The 22,560-nt window shown below is 38.9% G+C and carries 20 protein-coding genes and 1 pseudogene; 3 read left to right on the forward strand and 18 right to left on the reverse strand.

Features of this window, described 5'->3' with window-relative positions; translation table 11 throughout:
- Nucleotides 1-53: 53 nt before the first annotated feature.
- The 3 genes from hpf to HMPREF9425_RS07340 form a co-directional block, all read right to left on the reverse strand.
- A complete protein-coding gene (gene hpf, locus HMPREF9425_RS07330; RefSeq protein WP_003097886.1) occupies nt 54-602 on the reverse strand; it encodes a ribosome hibernation-promoting factor, HPF/YfiA family in 549 nt (182 codons plus the stop codon).
- Between the two features lie 78 nt (nt 603-680).
- Nucleotides 681-1,343 carry a ComF family protein gene (locus HMPREF9425_RS07335; protein WP_003097888.1) on the reverse strand — a complete coding sequence of 221 codons (663 nt, stop codon included), beginning with the start codon at nt 1,341-1,343 and terminating at the stop codon, nt 681-683.
- A complete protein-coding gene (locus tag HMPREF9425_RS07340) occupies nt 1,324-2,643 on the reverse strand; it encodes an ATP-dependent helicase ComFA (protein WP_003097890.1) in 1,320 nt (439 codons plus the stop codon). The genes HMPREF9425_RS07335 and HMPREF9425_RS07340 overlap by 20 nt, the downstream gene beginning before the upstream one ends.
- A gap of 54 nt (nt 2,644-2,697) precedes the next feature.
- Here HMPREF9425_RS07340 and HMPREF9425_RS07345 point away from each other — a divergent pair, with 54 nt between their 5' ends.
- Both HMPREF9425_RS07345 and cysK read left to right on the forward strand, forming a co-directional pair.
- Nucleotides 2,698-3,324, forward strand: a complete 627-nt coding sequence (locus HMPREF9425_RS07345; RefSeq protein ID WP_003097893.1) for a YigZ family protein — start codon at nt 2,698-2,700, stop codon at nt 3,322-3,324.
- 101 nt (nt 3,325-3,425) lie between these two features.
- A complete protein-coding gene (gene cysK, locus HMPREF9425_RS07350; protein WP_003097895.1) occupies nt 3,426-4,352 on the forward strand; it encodes a cysteine synthase A in 927 nt (308 codons plus the stop codon).
- A gap of 164 nt (nt 4,353-4,516) precedes the next feature.
- Here cysK and HMPREF9425_RS07355 read toward each other — a convergent pair whose 3' ends face one another.
- The 14 genes and pseudogenes from HMPREF9425_RS07355 to HMPREF9425_RS07420 form a co-directional block, all read right to left on the reverse strand.
- Nucleotides 4,517-5,176 carry a CBS and ACT domain-containing protein gene (locus tag HMPREF9425_RS07355; RefSeq protein ID WP_003097896.1) on the reverse strand — a complete coding sequence of 220 codons (660 nt, stop codon included), beginning with the start codon at nt 5,174-5,176 and terminating at the stop codon, nt 4,517-4,519.
- Nucleotides 5,177-5,310: 134 nt separating this feature from the next.
- Nucleotides 5,311-6,021 carry an ABC transporter ATP-binding protein gene (locus HMPREF9425_RS07360; RefSeq protein WP_003093126.1) on the reverse strand — a complete coding sequence of 237 codons (711 nt, stop codon included), beginning with the start codon at nt 6,019-6,021 and terminating at the stop codon, nt 5,311-5,313.
- Nucleotides 6,021-6,785, reverse strand: coding sequence for an ABC transporter ATP-binding protein (locus HMPREF9425_RS07365; RefSeq protein WP_003093115.1), 765 nt, complete (start codon nt 6,783-6,785; stop codon nt 6,021-6,023). The genes HMPREF9425_RS07360 and HMPREF9425_RS07365 overlap by 1 nt, the downstream gene beginning before the upstream one ends.
- 2 nt (nt 6,786-6,787) lie before the next feature.
- A complete protein-coding gene (locus HMPREF9425_RS07370; RefSeq protein WP_003097900.1) occupies nt 6,788-7,738 on the reverse strand; it encodes a branched-chain amino acid ABC transporter permease in 951 nt (316 codons plus the stop codon).
- Nucleotides 7,739-7,741: 3 nt separating this feature from the next.
- Nucleotides 7,742-8,626, reverse strand: a complete 885-nt coding sequence (locus HMPREF9425_RS07375; protein ID WP_003093154.1) for a branched-chain amino acid ABC transporter permease — start codon at nt 8,624-8,626, stop codon at nt 7,742-7,744.
- Nucleotides 8,627-8,669: 43 nt separating this feature from the next.
- Nucleotides 8,670-9,845 carry an ABC transporter substrate-binding protein gene (locus HMPREF9425_RS07380; protein ID WP_037621571.1) on the reverse strand — a complete coding sequence of 392 codons (1,176 nt, stop codon included), beginning with the start codon at nt 9,843-9,845 and terminating at the stop codon, nt 8,670-8,672.
- Nucleotides 9,846-9,999: 154 nt separating this feature from the next.
- On the reverse strand, nt 10,000-10,281 hold the full coding sequence (locus HMPREF9425_RS07385) for a DUF2129 domain-containing protein (protein ID WP_003093153.1): 282 nt from the start codon (nt 10,279-10,281) through the stop codon (nt 10,000-10,002).
- Nucleotides 10,274-10,723: a YlbF/YmcA family competence regulator gene (locus HMPREF9425_RS07390; protein ID WP_003097905.1), complete on the reverse strand. Its 450-nt coding sequence runs from the start codon at nt 10,721-10,723 to the stop codon at nt 10,274-10,276. The genes HMPREF9425_RS07385 and HMPREF9425_RS07390 overlap by 8 nt, the downstream gene beginning before the upstream one ends.
- Nucleotides 10,724-10,809: 86 nt before the next feature.
- Entirely contained in the window at nt 10,810-11,400 is a 591-nt protein-coding gene (locus HMPREF9425_RS07395) for an ATP-dependent Clp protease proteolytic subunit (RefSeq protein ID WP_003093117.1), read from the reverse strand.
- Nucleotides 11,401-11,584: 184 nt separating this feature from the next.
- Nucleotides 11,585-12,214 (reverse strand): uracil phosphoribosyltransferase, encoded by a 630-nt coding sequence (upp, locus tag HMPREF9425_RS07400; protein ID WP_003097908.1) that lies wholly within the window; start codon nt 12,212-12,214, stop codon nt 11,585-11,587.
- 202 nt (nt 12,215-12,416) lie between these two features.
- A complete protein-coding gene (locus HMPREF9425_RS07405; RefSeq protein WP_037621574.1) occupies nt 12,417-13,580 on the reverse strand; it encodes a MalY/PatB family protein in 1,164 nt (387 codons plus the stop codon).
- A gap of 10 nt (nt 13,581-13,590) precedes the next feature.
- Nucleotides 13,591-14,684, reverse strand: a pseudogene (locus HMPREF9425_RS07410) (cystathionine gamma-synthase).
- A gap of 293 nt (nt 14,685-14,977) precedes the next feature.
- Nucleotides 14,978-17,758, reverse strand: coding sequence for a cation-translocating P-type ATPase (locus HMPREF9425_RS07415; RefSeq protein WP_003097918.1), 2,781 nt, complete (start codon nt 17,756-17,758; stop codon nt 14,978-14,980).
- Nucleotides 17,759-17,874: 116 nt separating this feature from the next.
- Nucleotides 17,875-19,506 carry a putative polysaccharide biosynthesis protein gene (locus HMPREF9425_RS07420; protein WP_014633916.1) on the reverse strand — a complete coding sequence of 544 codons (1,632 nt, stop codon included), beginning with the start codon at nt 19,504-19,506 and terminating at the stop codon, nt 17,875-17,877.
- 94 nt (nt 19,507-19,600) lie between these two features.
- Between HMPREF9425_RS07420 and HMPREF9425_RS07425 the strand changes: the two genes are divergently transcribed.
- Nucleotides 19,601-21,046 carry a UDP-N-acetylmuramoyl-L-alanyl-D-glutamate--L-lysine ligase gene (locus tag HMPREF9425_RS07425; RefSeq protein ID WP_003097927.1) on the forward strand — a complete coding sequence of 482 codons (1,446 nt, stop codon included), beginning with the start codon at nt 19,601-19,603 and terminating at the stop codon, nt 21,044-21,046.
- Nucleotides 21,047-21,113: 67 nt separating this feature from the next.
- Here the strand turns inward: HMPREF9425_RS07425 and HMPREF9425_RS07430 are convergent, their stop codons facing one another.
- A complete protein-coding gene (locus tag HMPREF9425_RS07430; RefSeq protein WP_003092270.1) occupies nt 21,114-22,346 on the reverse strand; it encodes a lipid II:glycine glycyltransferase FemX in 1,233 nt (410 codons plus the stop codon).
- Nucleotides 22,347-22,560: the final 214 nt, after the last annotated feature.

The following is a 22,560-nucleotide window of genomic DNA, read 5'->3' on the forward strand; positions in this document are numbered from 1 at the left end:
ATAGCTGTCAAGATATTTTTTAAAAAATAATAAGCAGGGTATAAACCTGCTTATTATTTTGCTTCAATCAAGCCATAGTTACCATCTTCACGCTTATACAGTACGTTAGTCATATGATCTTTGCTATCAGTATAGATAAAGAAATCATGTCCCAACAACTCCATTTGAAGAATTGCTTCTTCAACATCCATTGGTTTCAACTCAATATTTTTAGTTCTTACAACTTCAACAGTTGGTGCTTCTTCAATTTCTTCTTTATTAAATTCAGCTGAGAACACTTCACCTCTTGAAACTTTCTCACGATGCTTACGTGCAATTTTTGTTTTGTTTTTACGGATTTGTCTTTCAATCTTATCGACCACTAAGTCAATAGAACCATACATATCTTGTGAAACATCTTCTGCACGTAGTGTTACAGAACCTGTAGGGATAGTAACTTCTACTTTAGCTGTCTTTTCGCGATAAACCTTAAGATTTACACGTGCATGTAGTTCTTGGTCTTCGTTGAAGTATTTTTCAACTTTGCTAAGTTTACTTTCAACATAGTCACGAAGTGCTTCAGTTACTTCGATGTTTTCGCCACGGATACTATATTTAATCATAAAAGACCTCTTTCTCGCTTGTTAGCGTTTTCTTTATCTTTATTATATCCTTTTCATGAAAATTTGCAAGGGTTTTTATTATCTAGCTAAGGAAAAGGTCAAAACTTCTTTGACATCTAAGTCATCCAATAGTTTGACCATTTGATACAGGGTAGATCCTGTTGTGTAAATATCATCGATTATGATGATCTTACTTGGCAGCTCAATACCTTTCTTCAAACTGAAAGGATTATCTTGACTTAACCTCTCTTCGCGTGTTCTCGAGGATTGCTTCTCGATGTCTCTTTTTTCAAAAATGTTTTTATAGGGGATTCCCTCTAGTAATCCTTTAACTTGATTGAATCCTCTATCTTCCAGCCGTTCTTCCGACAAGGGGACAGGTACTAAGATATAACCTTTCTTTAAAAAAGGCTTTAAATTGGCTTTAATTTCTTGTTGAAATATTTTTCTAAGGCAATAATCTCCCATAAATTTATAGCGACTAAAATACTCTTTCATATTTTCTTCATAACAATAAATGGCAAAATGTTTTGGAATATAGCCTTTTTTCGCCCAAATTTTGCAATCAATGCAACTATTTCCATCTATTATTTTATAACAATTTGAACATCTCGCCTTCCCAAGCTTTTTAAATTGACCTTTACAATCTTCACAAGAATACTCTCTTCTTTGTTTAAACATAATTAAATCACTTAATTGAGCTACTGATTCAATCCATTCATTACATAGTAGACACTTCATTTTCAAAGCCTCCTTTTTTATTCATTGCATTTATTTCTTTCCGACATTGCAACATTGATTTAGATAATCCTTCATGAAAGAAATAGAGTTTCCCTGTAGGTCTCTCGGGCGAACGCCCCACCCTACCACCAATCTGAATAAGACTCGAACTAGTATATAAGTGATGATTTGCCATACAAACAAAAACATCTACTTGTGGAAAGGTAACACCACGTTCGAGAATAGTTGTTGTCACTAAGATTGACAGTTCTTTTTTTCGGAATTTCTCTACGATGGTTGAACGCTCCTCACTTTTTGATGAAACAAAGGCTATGTTTTCAGTAGGGAGGTATTTTTTTAGGGTAATACTAAACTTTTCACCTACTGCTATATTGGGAAAAAAGATTAATAGAGGAAAATTTGATTTACGCTGCTTCTTAATCTGGTGAATTAGAAGGCTTGGGAGCTTGCCGTTCGTCAACGACTTTTGTAACCTTCCTTGCCAAAAGAAACGAGGAAGGACTAAAGGATTTCCATGGAAGCGTCTGGCAAGGTGATGCTTTTCTAAAGCTCCAAGGCGAACTTGCTCCTCTAAAGCTAATGTAGAAGTTGCTGTTAAGTAAATATATCGACCTGTTTCCGTCTTTGCTTGTTTAACAGCATGATTTAACATGACATTCCCTACAAAGGGGAAGGCATCAACTTCGTCAACAATAATCAAGTCAAAACTATGATAAAATTTTAGTAATTGATGAGTGGTAGCTATAACGAGCGGACTACCATCATATGGTTCACTATCAGCATGAAGCAGAGAAATACTACAAGTAAAATCTTTCTGCATACGTAGAAACAATTCTCGACAAACATCAACTCGGGGACTTGCAATGGCGACACGATTTTTATTTTCAAGAACATAGGCAACAATCTTATAAATCATCTCTGTCTTACCAGCACCAGTCACTGCATGAACAAGACTGTGTTTTTTGTTTTTATAAGTCTTTAAAAGCTTTTCCGAGACCTCATTTTGATAAGGAGTCAGTTTTCCTAACCATTTCAAGACAGGAAAATCTACTTCTGATTTTTCTGAAGGAAAGTAATAGAGTTCTTTACCTTCTTGGTTTCGACCAAAGACAATACACGCTCTACAATAATACTGACCATTCGGTAATTGCCAATCTTCCTCTATTTGACTATAACATCTTTTACATCTAAGTTTTTTATCAACCTTTATCATACTTTCTAATTTTACAGCCTCTGAGAGATAGTCCACTGGTAACTGTGCTTTCGTAAATAGTCGTCCATAATATTCTTTAGGTATCATATCTTTCTATTCGAAAATATGTTTGAATTTACCTTTTTATGATAAAATTTTTTTATGGATTACAAAACAATTGCCAACGATGGAATCGTTGAAAAAGAAATCAAAAAATCTCGTTTCATTTGTCATTTGAAACGCATTAGTAATGAAGAAGAAGGGAGAGAGTATATCGCCCAGATTAAGAAAAAACATCACAAGGCCAATCACTCTTGCTCTGCAATGATTGTCGGAGACGATGGTCAAATTAAGCGTTCTAGTGATGATGGCGAACCTTCTGGAACCGCTGGGGTGCCCATGCTTACTGTTCTAGAAAAACAAGGACTTACTAATGTCGTAGCAGTTGTGACTCGCTATTTTGGTGGAATCAAACTTGGGGCAGGTGGTCTTATACGCGCTTACTCTGGTAGTGTTACCCATGCAATCGAAGAAATTGGACGAGTGGAAATCAAAGAGTTAGCGGGCCTAATTGTAAAGTTGACCTACTCTCAATACCAAGTTTTCTCTAACTTCCTTGAAAAAGAAGGTCTCCAAGAATTTGATACAACTTTCTTATCAGAAGTTTCTACCACTTTGTTTGTTGAAGAGTCTGAGATTGAAAGACTCGGTCAAGAGCTCACTGAGTTCTATCAGGGAAAAGTTAATTATGAAAAATCTGGAAAGAAAATTGTTGAGATTCCTGTCTGATAGTCAAACATTATCACAGTGATAAAGAAGATGTATTTTACAAGTTAGTTCTACCGTCGTATACTTAAAACCATCAATCAAAGATTAAGAGGATTTTAAATATGGCAATTTACAATTCAATCACTGAACTTGTTGGAAAAACACCTGTTATTAAACTCAATTCTATTGTTCCAGAAGGATCAGCAGATGTTTATGTTAAACTCGAAGCATTTAATCCTGGTTCTTCAGTTAAAGACCGTATTGCTCTTCGTATGATTGAAGACGCTGAAAAAGCTGGTACGATTAAACCTGGTAATACTATTATTGAACCAACTTCAGGTAATACCGGTATCGGTCTCGCTTGGGTTGGTGCTGCTAAAGGTTACAAGGTAGTCATCGTAATGCCTGACACAATGAGTGTTGAACGTCGTAAAATCATCCAAGCCTACGGTGCTGAACTTGTTTTGACTCCTGGTAGCGAAGGAATGAAAGGTGCTATCGCTAAGGCTAAAGAAGTTGCTGCTGAGCGCAATGGTTGGGTGCCACTCCAATTTGCTAACCCATCAAACCCTGCTGTTCATGCTGCCACAACCGGTCAAGAAATTCTGGAAGATTTTGGGGCAGATGGTTTGGATGCATTCGTAGCTGGTATCGGTACCGGTGGTACTATTTCGGGTGTTTCTAAAACTCTGAAAGCTGCTAACCCAAACATCAAAGTTTATGGTATTGAAGCTGACGAATCTGCTGTCTTGAACGGTGATAAACCAGGACCACACAAAATCCAAGGTATCTCAACCGGCTTTATCCCTGACACATTGGATACAAAATCATATAATAGCGTTGTACGTATTCCTTCTGATGAGGCTATCTCAACATCACGTACATTGGGTAGCAAGGAAGGTTTCCTAGCTGGTATCTCATCAGGTGCTGCTATTGCTGCTGCTCTTAAAGTTGCTGCTGAACTCGGCGAAGGTAAAAAAGTATTGACACTTTTGCCTGATAATGGTGAACGTTACCTTTCTACAACACTTTATGATTTCCAAAACTAACAAAAAAGAAGCTGAACATTTAATGTTCTAGCTTCTTTTTTGTTGTTAAAAACTTATAGCCAGATGCTGATCGTTCCAATAGAAAAAACAACCTGTTGTTAATATACTGACCTATAGGAGTAGGACACCGAAATAAACTCGTTTAGTCTTGACTCCTTTTCTTATTAGTCTAATTCTTTTGCTTCTGTTTCAGCAATTTCAACAACTGTAAACCCTGCTTCTACAAAAACTTTTTTAAGGTATTCTGGTTCTACATCCCCTTCAACTTGTAGTTCGACGCGAAGCACGGTATCAGTTTTTGGTGCAACAATTGTACGTTCAATGTTGAGATTTTCACTAGAAATGAGGTTGGCAATTTTTTCTAGGATACGTGGTGTGTCTAAGACTTCAAGCCCAATACGGATTCCGGCTTGACCATAACCAGAAATTTCCAAGAAAGCACGAAAGACATCTTTATCTGTAATAATTCCAGAAATTTGGTCATTGTCTACTACTGGAAGAACTCCAACCTTGTTTTGCAGCATAATGTAGATAGCATCCTCAAGGCTAGCATATTTGGAAACAGTAAGGACATTCTTAATCATGATATCTCCTACTTTTGTCTTATTAAGGAGATAGTTCATTTCATAAATGGACAAGCTAGTTGCTTTTGATGGTGAAGCCTCCGCCATTGTACCTTCTGTAATAAGACCAACCAATTTATCGTGTTCAATTACTGGCAAACGGCGCAAACCTTTGTCACGCATAATGTCTGTAGCTGCTGCAACTGTTGTTTCTGGTGAGACATAAACTACACGTTTCGTCATAAAATCTTTTACTGCCATGTTTCATTTTCCTCCGAATGATTTCTTACTTGTATTATACCACACTAATTGAAACCGATTGCATTATTTTGCTGAAAAATTAGTACCTTACAATCAGTATGAGGCTATAGAAAAACGCCCTTGGGCGCTTTTTCTTATCCTCCAAGATAGGCTTTACGAACTTCGTCTGATGCAAGAAGTTCTTTACCAGTACCTGAAAGAACCACTTTACCAGTTTCAAGAACGTAACCTCGATCCGCAATTGATAAAGCCTTATTGGCATTTTGTTCAATCAAAAGAACTGTAGTTCCTTGCGCCTTGATATCTTCGATAATATCAAAAATTTCTTGAATAAAGATTGGAGCAAGCCCCATTGAAGGCTCATCCAAAAGCAAAAGTTTCGGACGACTCATAAGGGCACGACCCATCGCCAACATCTGTTGCTCACCACCAGAAAGTGTTGCGGCGTCTTGATTCTTACGCTCTTCTAGACGTGGGAAACGTTGGAAGACTTTTTTCAATAGAGTTGTATTTTCTTCTTTATTTTTATGAAGGAAAGCACCCATTTCAAGATTTTCCATTACGGTTAATCCTGCAAAGACGTGACGTCCTTCAGGCACTTGTGCCAAACCTTCTGCAACAATCTTTCGAGCTGGTGTTTTGTGAATGTCATTTCCAAGGTAAGAAATAATTCCTTCAGTTGGACGAACAAGACCTGAGATTGTACGAAGAATAGATGTTTTACCTGCTCCATTGGCTCCGATAAGAGTTACAACTTCACCTTCATTAACCTCAAAGCTAACGTTTTTAACAGCCTCAATAGAACCATATTTAATTGAGAGATTTTCAACCTTTAACATAGCCATTACGCTTCACCTCCCAAGTAAGCTTCGATAACACGCTTGTTATTCTTAATTTCATCAGGTGTTCCTTCTGCAATCAAGCGTCCATATTCTAAAACATAGATACGCTCAGTGACATCCATAACCAAACTCATATCATGCTCAATCAAGATAATTGTAATACCAAAGTCTTTTTGAATTTGACGAATATGGGCAGTCAACTCAGCTGTTTCTTGTGGGTTCATACCCGCAGCTGGTTCATCAAGGAAAAGAATTTTAGGTTCCGTTGCAAGTGCACGAACAATTTCCAAGTGACGTTGTTGTCCATAAGCCAAGTTTTTCGCAAGTGTATCTGCCTCATCATCCAAGTTAAAGATAGCCAAAAGTTTCATAGCTTTGTCTTTCAACTCGTCCTCACTTGAATAGTACTTAGGCAAACGTAAAAGTGATGCGAAGAAGTTTGAAGGTTGCTTATTTGATAAACCAACAAGAACATTTTCAAGTACAGTCATGTCTTTGAAAAGGCGGATATTTTGGAAAGTACGTGACAAACCGAGTGAAGCGATTTTATAAGGTGCTTTACCGTTGAGAACTGTACCATCAAGCGTTACAGTCCCTTCACTTGGCTCATAGACACCAGTCAAAAGGTTGAACAAGGTTGTTTTACCAGCACCGTTTGGCCCGATAAGCCCAACCAACTCACCTTCATTGAGTTCCATTGAAACGTCACCAACAGCAGTCAAACCACCAAAGTTTTTAGTTAAATTTTTAACTTCAAGAAGTGCCATTTTTATTTGCCCTCCTTAGATTTATTGAAGAATTTTGAGAGATAGAGTTCTTTTGTTCCAAGAAGCCCACCTGGACGGAAGAGCATTACAAGAATCAAAGCCAAGGCGTAAATAATCATACGAAGGTTTGAAACGTTTTGGAGGAACATGTTGATAATACCAAGAACAACAGCAGCAATGATAGTACCTGTAATTGATCCAAGACCTCCAAGAACGGCAATGATAAGGTAATCAATTGACTTCATGATTGTGAAGTCTTTTGGCACGACAGTCCCGATATAGCTGACATAAAGTGAACCAGCAATCGCTGAAATCATGGCACCGATAACGAATATAATAACCTTCATTTTTGTAACATTGACACCCATTGACTCTGCAGCAATTTCATCTTCACGAAGAGTGATTGCTTGGCGACCAGTTGCTGAACGCAAGAAATTGAGTACCAAGATTGTAATGATAACTACAAAGAAATAGATGACAGGCCAGCTTGTATAAGGAAGAATTCCAGTCAAACCAGCGGCACCATTGGTCAATTCACCACCATTAACGATAATGATACGGATAATTTCAGCCATACCGAGAGTTGCAATAGCAAGATAGTCACCTTTCAAACGAAGGGTAGGTATACCAAAAATAAGGGCAACGACAGCTGCGATGATGACACCTACAACCATTGAGAGGTAGAAACCATCATAAGTTGGCATCATGCCAGTGATGATAGCTGATGAGTACGCACCGATTGCCATGAAACCGGCTTGTCCAAGTGTAAATTGTCCGGAGAAACCAAGAACTAAGTTAGTACCAAGTCCCATAAGGATTGAAATCCCAATTCCCATTAAGATTTGGATGTAGTAAAGATTCATAATACCTGAAAGTTCAAGACCTTTCAAGATAAGGAAGAGTCCAATGATAAGACCAAACCAAATAAGGTTTACTTTTAGATTTTTTTTCATGTCTTACACCTTCTCTTTCACATTTTTACCGAGAATACCCGCTGGACGAAGCAAGAGGATAACTATCAAGACACCATAAACAATGGCATCACGGTAACTTGATAAACCAATTGCAGTTGACAAAGTCTCTAAAATACCGATAACAAAACCACCGAGTGCTGCACCAGGAATAATACCGATACCACCAAGAACAGCGGCAACAAAAGCTTTAATACCCGGAGTCATCCCCATAAGAGGTTCAATTGAGTTATAGTAAAGACCAATGAGGACACCGGCAGCCCCTGCAAGTGATGATCCAAGAGCAAAAGTGAAACTAATCGTATTATTAACATTAATACCCATCAACTCTGCTGCGTCGCTATCTACAGATACAGCACGCATAGCTTTACCCATCTTAGTCTTCTTAACGATCAACTGAAGAGCAACCATAAGTACAAGAGCAACTACCAAAATGAGCAACTGCACATTTGTCACAGAAATTGACCCAAGATGATAAGTATGCATCTTGATTGATTGTGGGAATGAACGTGTATCTGCACCTACAAAGTAAACCATGATGTACTCAAGAAAGAATGACACACCAATGGCCGTTATCAAGGCAGAAATACGTGTTGAATTACGGAGTGGACGATAAGCCAAGAATTCAATAACTACCCCTAAAATTGCACAGACAATCATAGAAAACACAAGGGCAATCCAGAAGTTCATCTTCAAGCTGTTAATCGCATAGTAACCAACGAAGGCACCCATCATATAGATGTCTCCATGGGCAAAGTTAATCAATTTGATAATCCCATAAACCATGGTATATCCAAGGGCAAGTAGGGCATAGATACTACCCAAGATAATACCATTGACTAGTTGTTGGGGAAGTTGTTCAAAAAACATATATAACCAAACTTTCTAGTTCATTTTCAGTATAGATAACAGATTATTTTTCAATTTCAACGGCTTCCGCTGAAACTTCTTCACCATTATCTCTTTTAACCATAAGAGCTGCTTTAATAGGGTTATGATCCTTATCAATCGTCATTTTACCAGTAACCCCGACAAAGTTTTTCAAATGTGCTAAGTTATCGGCAATATCAACTGAAGTTTTCGTATCTTTTGATGCTTCTGCAATCATATAAACAGAATCGTAAGCTAGAGCAGCAAACATATTTGGTTCAGTGTTGTAAGCTTTCTTATATGCTTCAATGAAACCTGATGCCTTGTCAGAAAGAGCAACATTTGTTGAATATCCTGATACATAGTAGACGTTTGAAGCATTCTTTTTACCTGCAAGCTCAGTAAATTTCGCATCACTGAACCCATCAGGTCCAAGGATTGGTTTATCAATTCCAAGGTCACGTGCTTGTTTAGTGATAATACCAGTCTCAGTATAGTAACCAGGCATTACAATCGCATCATAGTCAAGGTCTTTAAATTTAGTCAAAGCTGACTGATAGTCCTTGTCACCTGACGCAAAGGTAGCCTCAGTAACAATTTGCCCCTTATATTCGCGTTTAAACTCGTCTGCAATACCTTTGGCATAGTCTGAGGCATTATCATAGTAGAGAACTACTTTCTTAGCATTCAAATTACTGTAAGAATAAGCTGCCAAAACTTTACCTTGGTAGCTGTCCTTAAAGGTTGTACGGAAAACAAATTTCTTAGCTCCGTTAGTATCTACCGTAAGGTCATCCTGCGTACCTGAAGGTGTCAGCAAAGGAACCCCTGTTTTTTGTGAGACGAGGCTAGCCGCAGCGACAGCACCTGATGTCGCTGGACCAACTATAGCATTTACATTACTCTGAATAGCCAAGTTTGTTGAGGATGTTGAAGCTTCAGCGTTTTCAGATTTATTATCTTTTGTGACAAGCTCAAGTTTCTTGCCATCGACGCCACCTGCTTTATTAATTTCATCAACAGCCAACTTAATACCATTCTGCTCTGCCTTACCATAGGCCGCAACAGCACCTGTCAACTCCATGTTAACACCAATTTTGATTGTATCCCCAATCTTAGTACCTTTGGCATTAGCAGTCACATCTGGTGACTTGCCACAGGCAACCAAGAAAATGGAAGCAAAAAAGGCTAACACAATAAGTGTGATCTTTTTAGACATAAGATTTCTCCTTAATATTTTCTTAAAAAAGTCCACTTTATAGATTACAGAATTATCAGACAATTGTCAACTACACATAACCAAGCTTCAACCACAGTAATCGTTTCCATTGCTTTTAAAATAACACTTTAAGAATAAAAAACTTTTCTCCTAGCTAAAGAGAAAAGTTTTTAAAATGTTCAGGGACAGAGGTGTCGTAGCGTTCCAGACTACCTACAAAATCCATATCAATATCAGAATAATAAGAAGGAAGAACTTTTTTGACCGCCTTCATTCCTTCAAGCTCTGTCAAGATGTCCTTAACCCTGTCTTGATCTACATAAAGGTGCACATAACGCATCTTATAAGAATGGTAGATAACATCGCCAAACTTGGCAATTTTACGTAAGTCTCTATTATAGTATAAATAAACAATAATTCCTTGACGCTTAATCATGACTCATCTTCTCCTTTATGTTAGTATCACCCTTTTTATGATGAGGTTTATGAGGTGCAAGAGGTAGCCCAGTATCAATGAAAATCTGATTTGAGATAGCTTGAGCAACCTCCTCGCCAAGTGAAGCTAGTATTATCTGCAAATCGAACTCCGCCTGACGATAGCCTATAATCACCTCGTTTAGATCAATTTGGCGCTTCATTCGCAAAACCTGACGTTTCAAGTCTCTCACATCTGGTCTAAAAGACTCATACTCCTTAGCCTTATCATAGCTTTCCTTTAATTCCTGAAATTCCAAAAGTAGCTCTTGAAGTTCTCTGGTATTTTCTAATTTCTGCCGTTTTAAACGGTAATTTTCTACTTCTGGCAGTCTTAGAAAATGTAAAACAAGACTGTCTATTGCTTGATCAATAGCAAGTAGCTCCTCATTGATTATTAACATGTTTCCTATTATAACACAAAAAGTCAGATGAAACGGTTCTTATATAAACCGATTAGCATCTGACTTTTATCTTAGATAAGCTAGGCTTATTTTAATTGGTTGTTGGTCATGATTTCATCAATGAAGCCATATTCAAGTGTTTCTTGGGCACTCATCCAATTATCACGTTCAGCATCAACATGAACTTTTTCAATTGACTGACCAGAATTATCAGCCAAGATTTGCTCCAAGTTATTACGAGTCTTGAGCAAGTGTTCAGCTGCGATGGCCATATCTGTTTGTTGCGTACCGCCACCAGTACCACCCATTGGTTGGTGAATCATGTATTCTGCATTTGGCAACATGAAACGTTTACCTTTAGTACCGCTTGAAGCGATAATTGTACCCATTGATGCTGCCATACCCATAACGATGGTTTGAACATCAGACTTGATGAAGTTCATTGTATCGACAATGGCAAGACCTGCTGAAACTGACCCACCAGGTGTATTAACATAAAGATAGATATCTTTTGTATTGTCTTGGGCATCTAAGAACAAGAGTTGAGCGATAATTGAGTTTGCCATATTATCTTCTACAGGACCTGTTAACATGATAATACGATCCTTGAGCAAACGTGAGTAAATGTCATAAGAACGTTCACCACGTGATGTTTGTTCAATAACTACAGGAATCATATGAATTCTCCTTTTAATATTGTCTTGATGTTATTATATGATTTTAGTCAAATTAGGTCAAATAAAAAACATTTTTATTAGCACTCATTTAAAAAGAGTGCTAAATAAGTAAAAAAACAGGTTATTATTAAGATTTTCCTAAGTCATTACCCTATTAAAAAAAGGGAAATTTTCCCTTTTCAACTTATTTTGTACCAAACAGACGGTCACCTGCATCTCCAAGACCTGGAACAATATAACCATTCTCATTAAGTTTCTCATCCAAAGATGCTGTGTATATATCAATATCTGGGTGAGCATCTTGCAATTTTTTTACACCTTCTGGTGCGGCAACTAAACATACAAACTTGATATTAGCTGCTCCACGTTTTTTTAGTGAATCCACCGCCAAAATTGCTGAACCACCAGTTGCAAGCATTGGGTCCACTACAAAAATCTGACGTTGATCAATATCTTCCGGCAATTTAACCAAGTACTCAACTGGCTCAAGTGTTTCTTCATCACGGTACATACCAATATGACCAACTTTTGCTGCAGGTACGAGGCTAAGCAAACCATCGACCATACCAATACCCGCACGAAGGATTGGAACAATTGCCAATTTTTTACCAGAAAGTTGTTTTTGAACTGTTTTTGTAATTGGTGTTTGAATTTCAACCTCTTCAAGAGGGAGATCACGCGATACTTCATAACCCATAAGCATAGCGATTTCATCAACCAACTCACGGAAGTCCTTAGTAGAGGTATCCTCACGACGTAAGATTGAGAGTTTATGTTGAATCAATGGATGTGAAATAACTTGAAATTTACCCATAATAGTTTCTTCCTTTGCTTTATATTCACTCCATTATATCAAAAACACAAAAAAAACGCTTGCTTTAATTACAAACGTTTTTGGAAAGGATCCGATTTTATTTTTAGATAGATGAATCTTACCTGTTACTAAACCATAGCCAAGAACTGCTAAGCTACCAATAGCCGCAGTCAAAACCACCCGTTCTCACGGGTGGTTTTGACTAATTTCCAAAGACAGATACGAGACGTTTCACCCCTTCTGCAACAACAGTAGTCGGTGTAGCTACGTTAAAACGGAAATGTTTTTCTCCTTCGGAACCAAAGGTAATACCGTCATTTAGCACTACCTTGGCTTCTTCTTTAAGCAAACGTCCAAGTTCATTGTGATCTTGATCATAGGCTGAAAAATCAAGCCAGACCAAGTAGGTTCCCTCAGGTTTCATGACTTTGATATTAGTCTTTTCACTAAGTTCCTTGGTTAAAAGGTCAATATTAGTTTCAAAGACAGTCTTCAATTCCTCTAACCAAGGTTTCCCATAGGTCAAAGCTGCTTGCGTTGTAATCAAACCAATGGTTGGAATTTCATGTTGATTATTTGCCAATTGCTTTTGTTTAAAGGCTTTACGTAAGTCTTCATTTTCAATGATAGTAAAACTATTTTTAGTACCAGCAATATTAAAGGTTTTAGTGGCCGAACTAAGCACCAAGGTAAAGTCCTTGTAAGCATCTGAAATGGTATTCATAGAAATGTGCTTATTGCCATACAAGGCCAAGTCTTGATGGATTTCATCAGATACCAAGAGAACACCATGTTTCTGGCAAAGGTCTGCCACCTTGGTCAATTCTTCCTTAGTCCAGACACGCCCACCTGGGTTATGTGGGCTACAGAAAACATAAAGTTTAACCTCATTATCGACGATATCACGTTCCAATTGTTCAAAATCAATTTCGAAATGCCCATTAACCTTAACAAGACTATTTTCAATCAACTGACGATTATTCAAACGAACAGAACGAGCAAAAGGCGGATAAACTGGTGTGTTGATGAGAACAGCATCGCCTTCTTTCGTAAAGGCTTGAATAGCTGTTGAAATAGCTGGGACAACACCTTCAATGAGCACAATACTCTCTTTTTCAACGACGTAACCGTGTTGGTTTTTTTCCCAATTAATGATGGACTGATAAAGCTCTTCACTTGGATAAGGATAACCAAAAATATGTGTCTCAGCATAGTTGATAACTGCATCCCTAATCTCAGGAACAGGTAGAAAGTCCATATCGGCAACCCAAAGCTCAAGTAGTTCTGGATTGCTTTCAGCTTCGTGCCATTTCATGGTATTTTGATCCAAGCGATTTGGTTGTGTTGTAAAATCATAACGTGTCATAGATAACTCCTTAAAGACTAAGGGCATTTTCCAAGTCAGCAATCAAATCTTGTGCTGCTTCAATACCAATTGAAAGACGAAGCAAGTCGTCTGTCAAACCATAGGAAGCACGCACATCACCTGGAATATCTGCGTGGGTTTGTGTCGTTGGGTAGGTAATCAAACTTTCAACACCACCTAGGCTCTCCGCAAAGGTAAAGACTTTTAGGGAATTGATAATGGTAGGAATCTTGTCTTGATTAGCCACTTTGAAGGAAATCATACCACCCTTGCCTGGATAGAGAACTTCCTTAACAGCTGGTGACTTCTCTAAGAAAGCTACAACTTCTTGAGCATTAGCTGTTGATGCCTCCATACGAAGTTTTAAGGTCTTAAGACCACGCATAAGCATATAGCTATCAAATGGTGACAAGGTAGGACCAGTCGTATTGAGGTTATAATAGAGTTTATCGTAGAATTCTTGGTTACTAGTCACAACAACACCAGCCAAAACGTCATTATGCCCTGATAGGTATTTAGTAGCTGAATGGACAACGATATCAGCACCTTGAGTAATCGGCGTTTGATAGATTGGGCTATAGAAAGTATTATCAACAATAACCACCGCACCCTTGTCATGAGCAATTTTTGCCACTTTTTCAATATCAAACTCAATCATAAGTGGGTTTGTCGGTGTTTCGATGTAGACAATATCGGTATCTTCTGTAATAGCCGCAATCATCTCATCTTCTGTATTTGTGTATTCAAAAAAGAAACGACCTTCTTTTTCCTTGTCATTAAACCAACGGAAAGAACCTCCGTAAAGGTCACGCGCAGCTACAACCTTGCTACCTACTGGGAAAATTTCAAAAGCCAAAACAATGGCGCTCATCCCTGAACTTGTAGCAATAGCATAATCTGCTTTTTCAATAGCTGCAAGTGTTTTTCCACTGTTGCGCGTGTTGGATTTTTAGTTCGTGTATAGTCAAAACCAGTAGAATGGCCAAATTCTGGATGTTGGTAAGTTGTTGAAAAATGAATTGGTGAAGCCAAGGCTCCTGTTGCTTCATCCGAATTGATTCCTGCGTGTGCCAAAATGGTTTCTAATTGATATTCTTGTGTCATAATGTGCCCTTTCTACATGGTAAAGTGGATATACTCCATATCTATGACCTCTATTTTATCACTATTTTCTGAAAATAATGGTAAGTCCATCATACGGATTCTTGATAGTTAGTTATAGTTTATTTCTATAACCTAAAAAGACAGATAGATACTAACTCTAATTTAAAATAAGGCCAATTTTTGAGATTGTCTAAAGTAGATTTTCAAGCATCAAAAAGTGCCTGAAACATCATAGTTTCAAGCACTAAGAAACGATTTAAAAATCTTGCTTCAATCTAAGGTATGCCACTGACTTACTTTTTATCAAATAAGCGATATCTGATTTCTTCCAAAGCCATAATAACAAACGGACAAGCAAGTAAATAGAGCCAATCATCAAGTCCAATAGGTGCAGTGTTAAATAGCGTGTGGAAGAAAGGCACGTAAGACAGGATGATAAAGAGGACAATTTCTAAAACAATCCCTAAGCTAATAATCCGATTAGCAAATGGTTTAACTTGGAATATAGACCCTCTACCTTTACGACTATTCATAGCCATACCAATTTGGGTAAAGATAATAGCACCTAAGGTCATGGTAGTTGCCTCTCGATAGAGAGGACCTGAGCTGGCCAAATGGTTTAAGTTACCTTGATTAACCCAATAATTAAGGAAGAAAGCCCCCATAGCTAAGGCTGCTTCAATCAGTCCATACCAGACAAAAGCTTTAATCAACAATTGTCGATTGAGCAAGCGATCTGAAAGACGTCTTGGTGGTCTGTCCATAACGCCCTCTTCAGGTGGTTCAACCCCCAATCCCAAAGCAGGTACCATATCTGTCCCCAAGTCAATAGCTAGGATTTGCATAACCGTTAAGGGAAGAGGTATGCGTCCCAAAGAGAACAAGAAGAAAGCAGAGGGTACGGCTTCTGGCGTGTTGGAATTAAAAATATAAGTCAGGAATTTTTGAATATTTCTATAAACTGCACGACCTTCTTCGACAGCATGAACAATAGAAGCAAAATGATCATCTGTTAAAATCATATCTGCAGATTCCTTGGCAACATCAGTTCCCGATATCCCCATAGCTACACCGATATCAGCTTTTTTAAGGGCAGGGGCATCATTAACACCATCACCAGTAACAGCGACAACTTCGCCAAGCTCTTGGAGGGCATTGACCACACGGTATTTTTGTTCAGGAGCCACACGAGCAAAAACGATTTCGCCTTTAAGAGCTTCTTTAAGCTGATTGTCATCCATACCAGCTAGTTCAAGTCCTGAAACAACACGCGCATCGTCCCCTTGTACAATTCCGATTTTCTTAGCAATGCTAAGAGCTGTCAAGCCATAATCACCTGTCACCATGATAATACGAATACTAGCTCTATGGCATTTTTCAATGGCTTCACGCACACCCTGACGTGGCGGATCACTCATAGCAACTAAGCCTAGAAAGACCATATTGTCCTCCAAGGTCTGCATGTCCCACTTGTCTTCTCCAATATGCTCACTGTCTAAAGGTCTATAGGCCACTGCTAAAACACGTAAACCATCGCGAGCAAACTGGTCGTTAGCCGCAATGATAGCCTGACGCTCCGTAGCCGTCAATGATTTAATCATTCCTTGATTATCATAGTAGTCTGAGCAAAGCTCCATCACTTCTTTCGGAGCACCTTTGGTGATAGAAATATGCTGACTGCCATCCACTCCTACTTCAAGCTTATGCACTGTCGTCATCCGTTTACGATCAGAATCAAAGGGGATTTCCTTGAGGCGAGGGGCCCAAGTATGATTGTCATTTAAATTAATTCCTGCTTTTTCGGCGAGAACATTAAGACAAGCCTCAGTTGGATCACCTAAAATTGTAAAATTGGGATTATCAGCACTAGGAGCCACAACTTGAGCATTACTAGCCAAATGAGAGAAGCGGACCAAACGATTAAGAAGCTCATTTTCTTCAAGAGAAACAGGTCGTCCTTCCTGCTCAATCTGTCCTTCTGATGCATAACCTAGCCCAGTGACCTCATAACTGTCTGACAAGGTCCACAAGTGGTTAACCGTCATGGCATTTTGCGTCAAAGTCCCTGTTTTATCCGAACAAATAACAGAAGTTGCTCCCAACGTCTCAACCGAAGACAGTTTCTTAACCAAAGCATGGTCCTTAGCCATGCGCTGAACGGCCATGGCTAAAGATAGAGTAACTGTGGGAAGAAGTCCTTCAGGAATAAAGGCCACAATCATCCCCAATGCAAAAATAAAGGCTTGAGACAAAGGCTGATGGACAAATAGAGTCGCTGCCACCATAAAGAAGAGACCTACAGACACCGCAATAACTGAAATCTGTTTAGTCAAATGGTCTAATTCTTTCTGAAGGGGACTCTTTTCCTGAGCAAGATTCTGTGTCAAATCCGCAATCTGTCCAAACTCAGTTTTCATCCCGATAGCAGATACTATAAAATGTCCAGAACCAGAAGAGACAGTAGTCCCTGCAAATACCATATTGTCATACTCTAACTCAGTCTTGTCGGGAGTCAAATCTGCTTGATCTGACTTATAAATAGGATTAGACTCACCAGTGAGGGCAGACTGGTTAACCTGCAAATCTGTCACAGCGACCAAGCGTCCATCTGCAGAAATACGGTCTCCTTCTTCAATGAAAACCAAGTCACCTGGCACCAAGTCCTGAGCTAGAATCTTATCCTCCTTACCATCACGAAGAACTCGCGCATAGGATGGAAGAAGCTTATTAAGAGCTGCCGTAGCCTGACTCGCCCTATATTCTTGAATAAAGCTAAAGAGACCATTAATAATGTTGACCAACCAAATTGCAATCCCCAACTCTAAACTATGAGAAAGCATGGCGATAAAGCCACCACCCCACAATAAGAGTGCCATAAGACTAGTAAAATGTCTGAAAAAGGTCAGCCAAATAGGCTCCTTCTTACTTTCCTTCAATTGGTTAGGGCCATACGTCGCCTGCCTCTCCTTAACCTCTTGTGAGCTCAAACCCTGAGGGCTTGTCTGCAAGACTTGGTAAACTTGTTCGGGAGGATAGGTCCCTAATTTTATATGTTCTTGTCTAGAATCAACCATAATCCTTTCCTCGATTCTAAATCATTAAAACGATTTCATTTTTTCACCCCTATTATACTCCTTTTTCAGAAAAGGTTGAAAAGAAAAAAACCAAGCCACATGACTTGGTTTAGATTTTATTTAATATGTAATTTAGCACGCAGACTAGCAGCTCGGGCACCAAGTAGTTGGTCAGCCATACGAGTTACAAGAGCAAGAACGCCGTAGACACCGATTCCAAGGCCTCCTCCAATGACCAAGTAAATCACACTACCCATACGGCTTGTTGGTGACAATACAAACTGGAACAACCAATAGAAGATCGCAACTGGAATAGCCATGAGTACCGTAAGGATACAGATGAGCAAGGCTTTTCTAAACACTGTCTTACGACTAAAGTGCGTAACAGTGTGGAGGTGATTATACATGAGAGCAATTGGAACACCTAAACCGATGGCTGTTGAAATAACCGGGCCAAGGGCTCCTAAGAAAATAATCAATGGCAGCTGTAGAATAGCCTTAACTAAAACCCCAATCGCAAAATAGTTGATAGCTTTGCGGGTTTCAAAGATTGCCTGAAGCATTGGTGCTAAAACGCTATACAAGGCCAAGAAAATAACTTGAATCAGACTGGCTACAAAGAGCAAGTGGGCCTGACTATCTGGCGCACCATAAAAGACTGTATAAAGTGGTTTAGCTAAAATCACTGATCCTACAATGGCAGGAACAATAAAGAGCAAAAGCAACTGTAAGTTATTAATAATCAGTTTAGCTGCTCCCCTAAGATCCTTCTTAACCATATTTTCAGTCAAGAGTGGAATCCCAACCCCAGCAATGGAGATAGCTACAGCAATCAAAATCATAGTAATCTTACTTGGGTTTGAAGACAAGTAAGCATAGAGAACCTGAAGCTGACTGTTGCTATAGCTTGTAAACTTCTCCATAGTACGGATAAAGGTCCATTGGTCAATCAACTGGAAAAGTTGAACTGCTGACCCAGTAATAATGAAAGGAATGGCTTCCTTAAAGGTTTCAATAACAATTGCAGTTGGATTGATATCCGGATGAACAGCCTGCTTGCCAAAAAGACTCTTGAGTTTACCCTCCTTCCAAAGGTAGAAGAAAAGCACCCCATAACTAGCCAACATACCGATAAAAGCGGCAAAAGTCGATTGGACAACTGCTGTCACATAATCGCCTGTCCCAATTTTCATGATGAAGAAGGTCGCCAACAGCATCCAAATAACACGGATAATCTGCTCCGCAATCTGACTCAAGGCATAAGGTTTCATGTTGTTAAAGCCTTGGAAAAAGCCTCGTAAAACAGACATCGATGGGAAAATAACAACTGCCCAAGAAAGACTACGCATGACGCGAACCAGATCCTCGTCTCCCCCAGAAAGGTAAGACATCCACGGCGAAGCAAAGTACATGAAAACGCCAAAGATAAGTCCGAGACCAATCATGTAATACAAGATACGCTTGAGTAAGAAGAAACTCGTCTCCATCTTTCCAAGTGTGTTGTATTTAGACACCTGTTTGGCAATTGCGACTGGAATACCTGCTGTTGAAATCAAGAGGAAAAGAGCATAAATATTATACCCTTGACCAAAAAGGGCATTGGCTTGGTCACCTTGTTTACCCATCCAAGCATACCAAGGAATAATGTAGAGTGCCCCCAATAGACGACTGATAATATTGGATGCTGTCATCCATGCCGTCCCTCTTAGCATCTGCTGCTGCTGTGTATCAGTTTTAGTTTCAGTCATAACTTTCTTTCTAGAGAATAAAATATAATCTAGTTTATTATAAACTTTTGGCTGTGACTTGTAAAACAAGAACATTAAGGCTAAAATAGGAACTATGATTACTATTGAACAAGTTCTAGAGGTTCTTAAAAAGGACCATAATTTTAGAGATATTATCGACCAAGACAACTACTACTATTCATGGACTGGGGTGACTTTTGATCATCTTTCTTATGATAGTCGTGATGTCACACCATCGTCCCTCTTCTTTGCCAAAGGAGCTGCTTTCAAGCCTGAATTTTTAGAGAATGCTGTCCAAGCTGGCTTGAGTTTCTACGTGGCTGAGAAAGATTATCAAGTGGGAATACCTGCCATTATCGTATCAGATATTAAGCAGGCTATGAGCCTCGTTGCTCAGGCCTTCTACCAATACCCTCAAGACAAGCTTAAATTGCTGGCTTTCACTGGGACAAAAGGGAAAACAACAGCAGCCTACTTTGCCTTCAATATTCTCAAGCAAAGTCATAAACCTGCTATGCTTTCAACCATGAACACGACACTAGACGGAAAAAACTTCTTCAAGTCTACCTTAACAACACCTGAGAGTTTGGACCTTTTCCGTATGATGGCTGAAGCTGTTGCTAATGGTATGACCCATCTGATTATGGAAGTCTCAAGTCAAGCCTATCTGACAAAGCGTGTCTATGGATTGACTTTTGATGTAGGTGTCTTTCTTAACATCAGCCCAGACCACATTGGTCCTATTGAACACCCAACCTTTGAAGACTACTTCTACCACAAGCGTCTCCTCTTGGAAAATAGTCGAGCAGTTATTGTCAATAGTGGTATGAATCACTTCGGTTTTGTTGCTGAAGAAGTCGCTGATAAAGACCACGACTTCTATGGTAAGGACTCTGAAAATACCGTTAAACATAGCTCAGGATTTAGCTTTAAAGCCAAAGGTAAACTAGCTGGTGATTACGATATCCAACTCATTGGTGACTTTAATCAGGATAATGCCATGGCTGCTGGTTTATCCTGCCTACGTCTTGGAGCCAGTCTTGAAGACATTAAACAAGGGATTGCTCAAACCTCCGTTCCAGGCCGTATGGAAATTCTCACTCAGGCCAATGGTGCTAAGGTATTCGTCGACTATGCTCACAATGGTGACAGCCTAGACAAGCTCTTGCAAGTCGTAACTGATCACCAAAAAGGTAAGATTAGTTTGATTCTAGGAGCTCCTGGAAATAAAGGTGAAAGTCGTCGTAAAGACTTTGGTCACGTCCTCAACACTTACCCCGAAGTAGATGTCACCTTATCTGCTGATGATCCTAACAAGGAGGATCCCCTTGCGATCTGTCAAGAAATTGCTAGCCATATCAGTCGCAAGGTTCGTATCATTGTTGATCGAGAGGAAGCTATTAAAACAGCTATGGCCGAGACTACAGACTCAGAGGATGCTGTCGTTATTGCCGGTAAAGGTGCTGATGCCTTTCAAATTGTGAATGGTAAACGCACTGATTATGCTGGTGATATTGAAGTCGCTAAAAAATATTTGTAAATAATAACTTAAAAAGCCAATTGAGATGAAGATCATCATCTCAATTGGCTTTTTTACTATCTAAACACTAGTGTCTACCTAGTGTCTTCTTAAAAATATCGTAGAAGGGATTGAGGGTCTTATCAAATGAGCCAACAAGCGTCTCTAATTGTCCGCCAAACTGACGCTTAAAATTAAAGTTTCCTTTGCCAGAACTAGCTGCCTCAGTTTCAATAGTACCGTAAAAGTTAAAACGCTTTTTAGCCTTACTTTTAGCATATTTTATCATCTCCCAATGAAGCAAAACCGCTCCACCGAAATTAAGGTAAGCTTCATCATTACCCCCGTAAAAGCTGACAATTTCCGGACCATAATCCATGAAAAGATAAGCTGAAAGCGGTAATTTGTCAGTCTTGATTTGGTAAGACTTGAATTGTTCTAACCGCTTATAGTAGCTTCTCAATTGATCCTCCGCATCTGCTATTTGACCTTTGGTACGTTTTTTCTGAGGTCCTTCTTTTAAAGCCTGAATCTTGGCTTCAAAAGACTGAATGTTCTTGTCAAGATAAGCTAGATAGGCTGGACAATCTAAATAAGCCAACATAAACTTGGCAGATTCGCCAAAATATTTTTTTAGATTTTGAAAATAAACTAGCGGATGAACAGAAAATCCCTTTCTCTCTGCTGTTCGACTTAAAATATCGTAGAACTGGTCAAGTTGATGCTCATCAAGTTCTTCAGTCTTAACATTCATATCAGTGAATTTTTTGAGGTCTCGCTTCAATGATGGAGAAAAGGCAGCATGGATTTCATCAGAACTAGCAAAACTTTCTATTGATTTCACGAACATCTGGTTAACCACAAGAGATTGTTCCGAATCCAGAGAGTGCTCAAAACCTAATGTTTCAAAAACCTCTAGAACATCACTAGCTATATCCACTTCAATATTTTCAAGTTTTTCATTTCTAATAAGATTTGCCAGGTAAGGGTGTATAGAAAGTGTGGCAATATTTTTCTTTCTTAAATAGAGTATTAAAGCCTCGAGTAGCTCTGTCAAACTAGCCAGAGAGTGGTAATCTAACAGGGGACCATGTAACAAGAGGGCCTTTTTAAATATACGAAAGCTCTTCTTATAAACAACTATTGCTTGACCTACCCTTAAGCCATCTCTTTCGAAAACCAGAGCTTCTACTTTTTCTATATAGTCTTGACTTTCCTGAAGTTTGGCCATTTCAGCAGACTGCAGAAAATTGGCACACTTTGCAGTTACCTGTGTGTTTTGATAATCCTCAAAACTAACACTTTTAACCCTAATAGACATTACTATCATCCCTTCCGTTTCAACCTATATCCCACATTTTCCTAAAATCATTAACTGCTTTTAATGATTGGGAAAATTTTCCAAACCAAGAGGGGCATCTGGTGATTATGAATGTTACTCACAGATGGAGAGAAAAATTAATTTGATTATTAAAATTACAAGCATCATTATATACTAAATTATCACTTTTGTTAATCCTTTTGCGATATTTTCT

The organism is Streptococcus vestibularis ATCC 49124, from assembly GCF_000188295.1.
Classification (GTDB): Bacteria; Bacillota; Bacilli; order Lactobacillales; family Streptococcaceae; genus Streptococcus; species Streptococcus vestibularis.

Excerpts from the sequence above, each read along its gene's own strand:
- hpf (WP_003097886.1), bottom strand. The coding sequence starts at position 602 with ATGATTAAATATAGTATCCGTGGCGAAAACATCGAAGTAACTGAAGCA.
- HMPREF9425_RS07335 (WP_003097888.1), bottom strand. The coding sequence starts at position 1,343 with ATGAAGTGTCTACTATGTAATGAATGGATTGAATCAGTAGCTCAATTA.
- HMPREF9425_RS07340 (WP_003097890.1), bottom strand. The coding sequence starts at position 2,643 with ATGATACCTAAAGAATATTATGGACGACTATTTACGAAAGCACAGTTA.
- HMPREF9425_RS07345 (WP_003097893.1), top strand. The coding sequence starts at position 2,698 with ATGGATTACAAAACAATTGCCAACGATGGAATCGTTGAAAAAGAAATC.
- cysK (WP_003097895.1), top strand. The coding sequence starts at position 3,426 with ATGGCAATTTACAATTCAATCACTGAACTTGTTGGAAAAACACCTGTT.
- HMPREF9425_RS07355 (WP_003097896.1), bottom strand. The coding sequence starts at position 5,176 with ATGGCAGTAAAAGATTTTATGACGAAACGTGTAGTTTATGTCTCACCA.
- HMPREF9425_RS07360 (WP_003093126.1), bottom strand. The coding sequence starts at position 6,021 with ATGGCTATGTTAAAGGTTGAAAATCTCTCAATTAAATATGGTTCTATT.
- HMPREF9425_RS07365 (WP_003093115.1), bottom strand. The coding sequence starts at position 6,785 with ATGGCACTTCTTGAAGTTAAAAATTTAACTAAAAACTTTGGTGGTTTG.
- HMPREF9425_RS07370 (WP_003097900.1), bottom strand. The coding sequence starts at position 7,738 with ATGAAAAAAAATCTAAAAGTAAACCTTATTTGGTTTGGTCTTATCATT.
- HMPREF9425_RS07375 (WP_003093154.1), bottom strand. The coding sequence starts at position 8,626 with ATGTTTTTTGAACAACTTCCCCAACAACTAGTCAATGGTATTATCTTG.
- HMPREF9425_RS07380 (WP_037621571.1), bottom strand. The coding sequence starts at position 9,845 with ATGTCTAAAAAGATCACACTTATTGTGTTAGCCTTTTTTGCTTCCATT.
- HMPREF9425_RS07385 (WP_003093153.1), bottom strand. The coding sequence starts at position 10,281 with ATGATTAAGCGTCAAGGAATTATTGTTTATTTATACTATAATAGAGAC.
- HMPREF9425_RS07390 (WP_003097905.1), bottom strand. The coding sequence starts at position 10,723 with ATGTTAATAATCAATGAGGAGCTACTTGCTATTGATCAAGCAATAGAC.
- HMPREF9425_RS07395 (WP_003093117.1), bottom strand. The coding sequence starts at position 11,400 with ATGATTCCTGTAGTTATTGAACAAACATCACGTGGTGAACGTTCTTAT.
- upp (WP_003097908.1), bottom strand. The coding sequence starts at position 12,214 with ATGGGTAAATTTCAAGTTATTTCACATCCATTGATTCAACATAAACTC.
- HMPREF9425_RS07405 (WP_037621574.1), bottom strand. The coding sequence starts at position 13,580 with ATGACACGTTATGATTTTACAACACAACCAAATCGCTTGGATCAAAAT.
- HMPREF9425_RS07415 (WP_003097918.1), bottom strand. The coding sequence starts at position 17,758 with ATGGTTGATTCTAGACAAGAACATATAAAATTAGGGACCTATCCTCCC.
- HMPREF9425_RS07420 (WP_014633916.1), bottom strand. The coding sequence starts at position 19,506 with ATGACTGAAACTAAAACTGATACACAGCAGCAGCAGATGCTAAGAGGG.
- HMPREF9425_RS07425 (WP_003097927.1), top strand. The coding sequence starts at position 19,601 with ATGATTACTATTGAACAAGTTCTAGAGGTTCTTAAAAAGGACCATAAT.
- HMPREF9425_RS07430 (WP_003092270.1), bottom strand. The coding sequence starts at position 22,346 with ATGTCTATTAGGGTTAAAAGTGTTAGTTTTGAGGATTATCAAAACACA.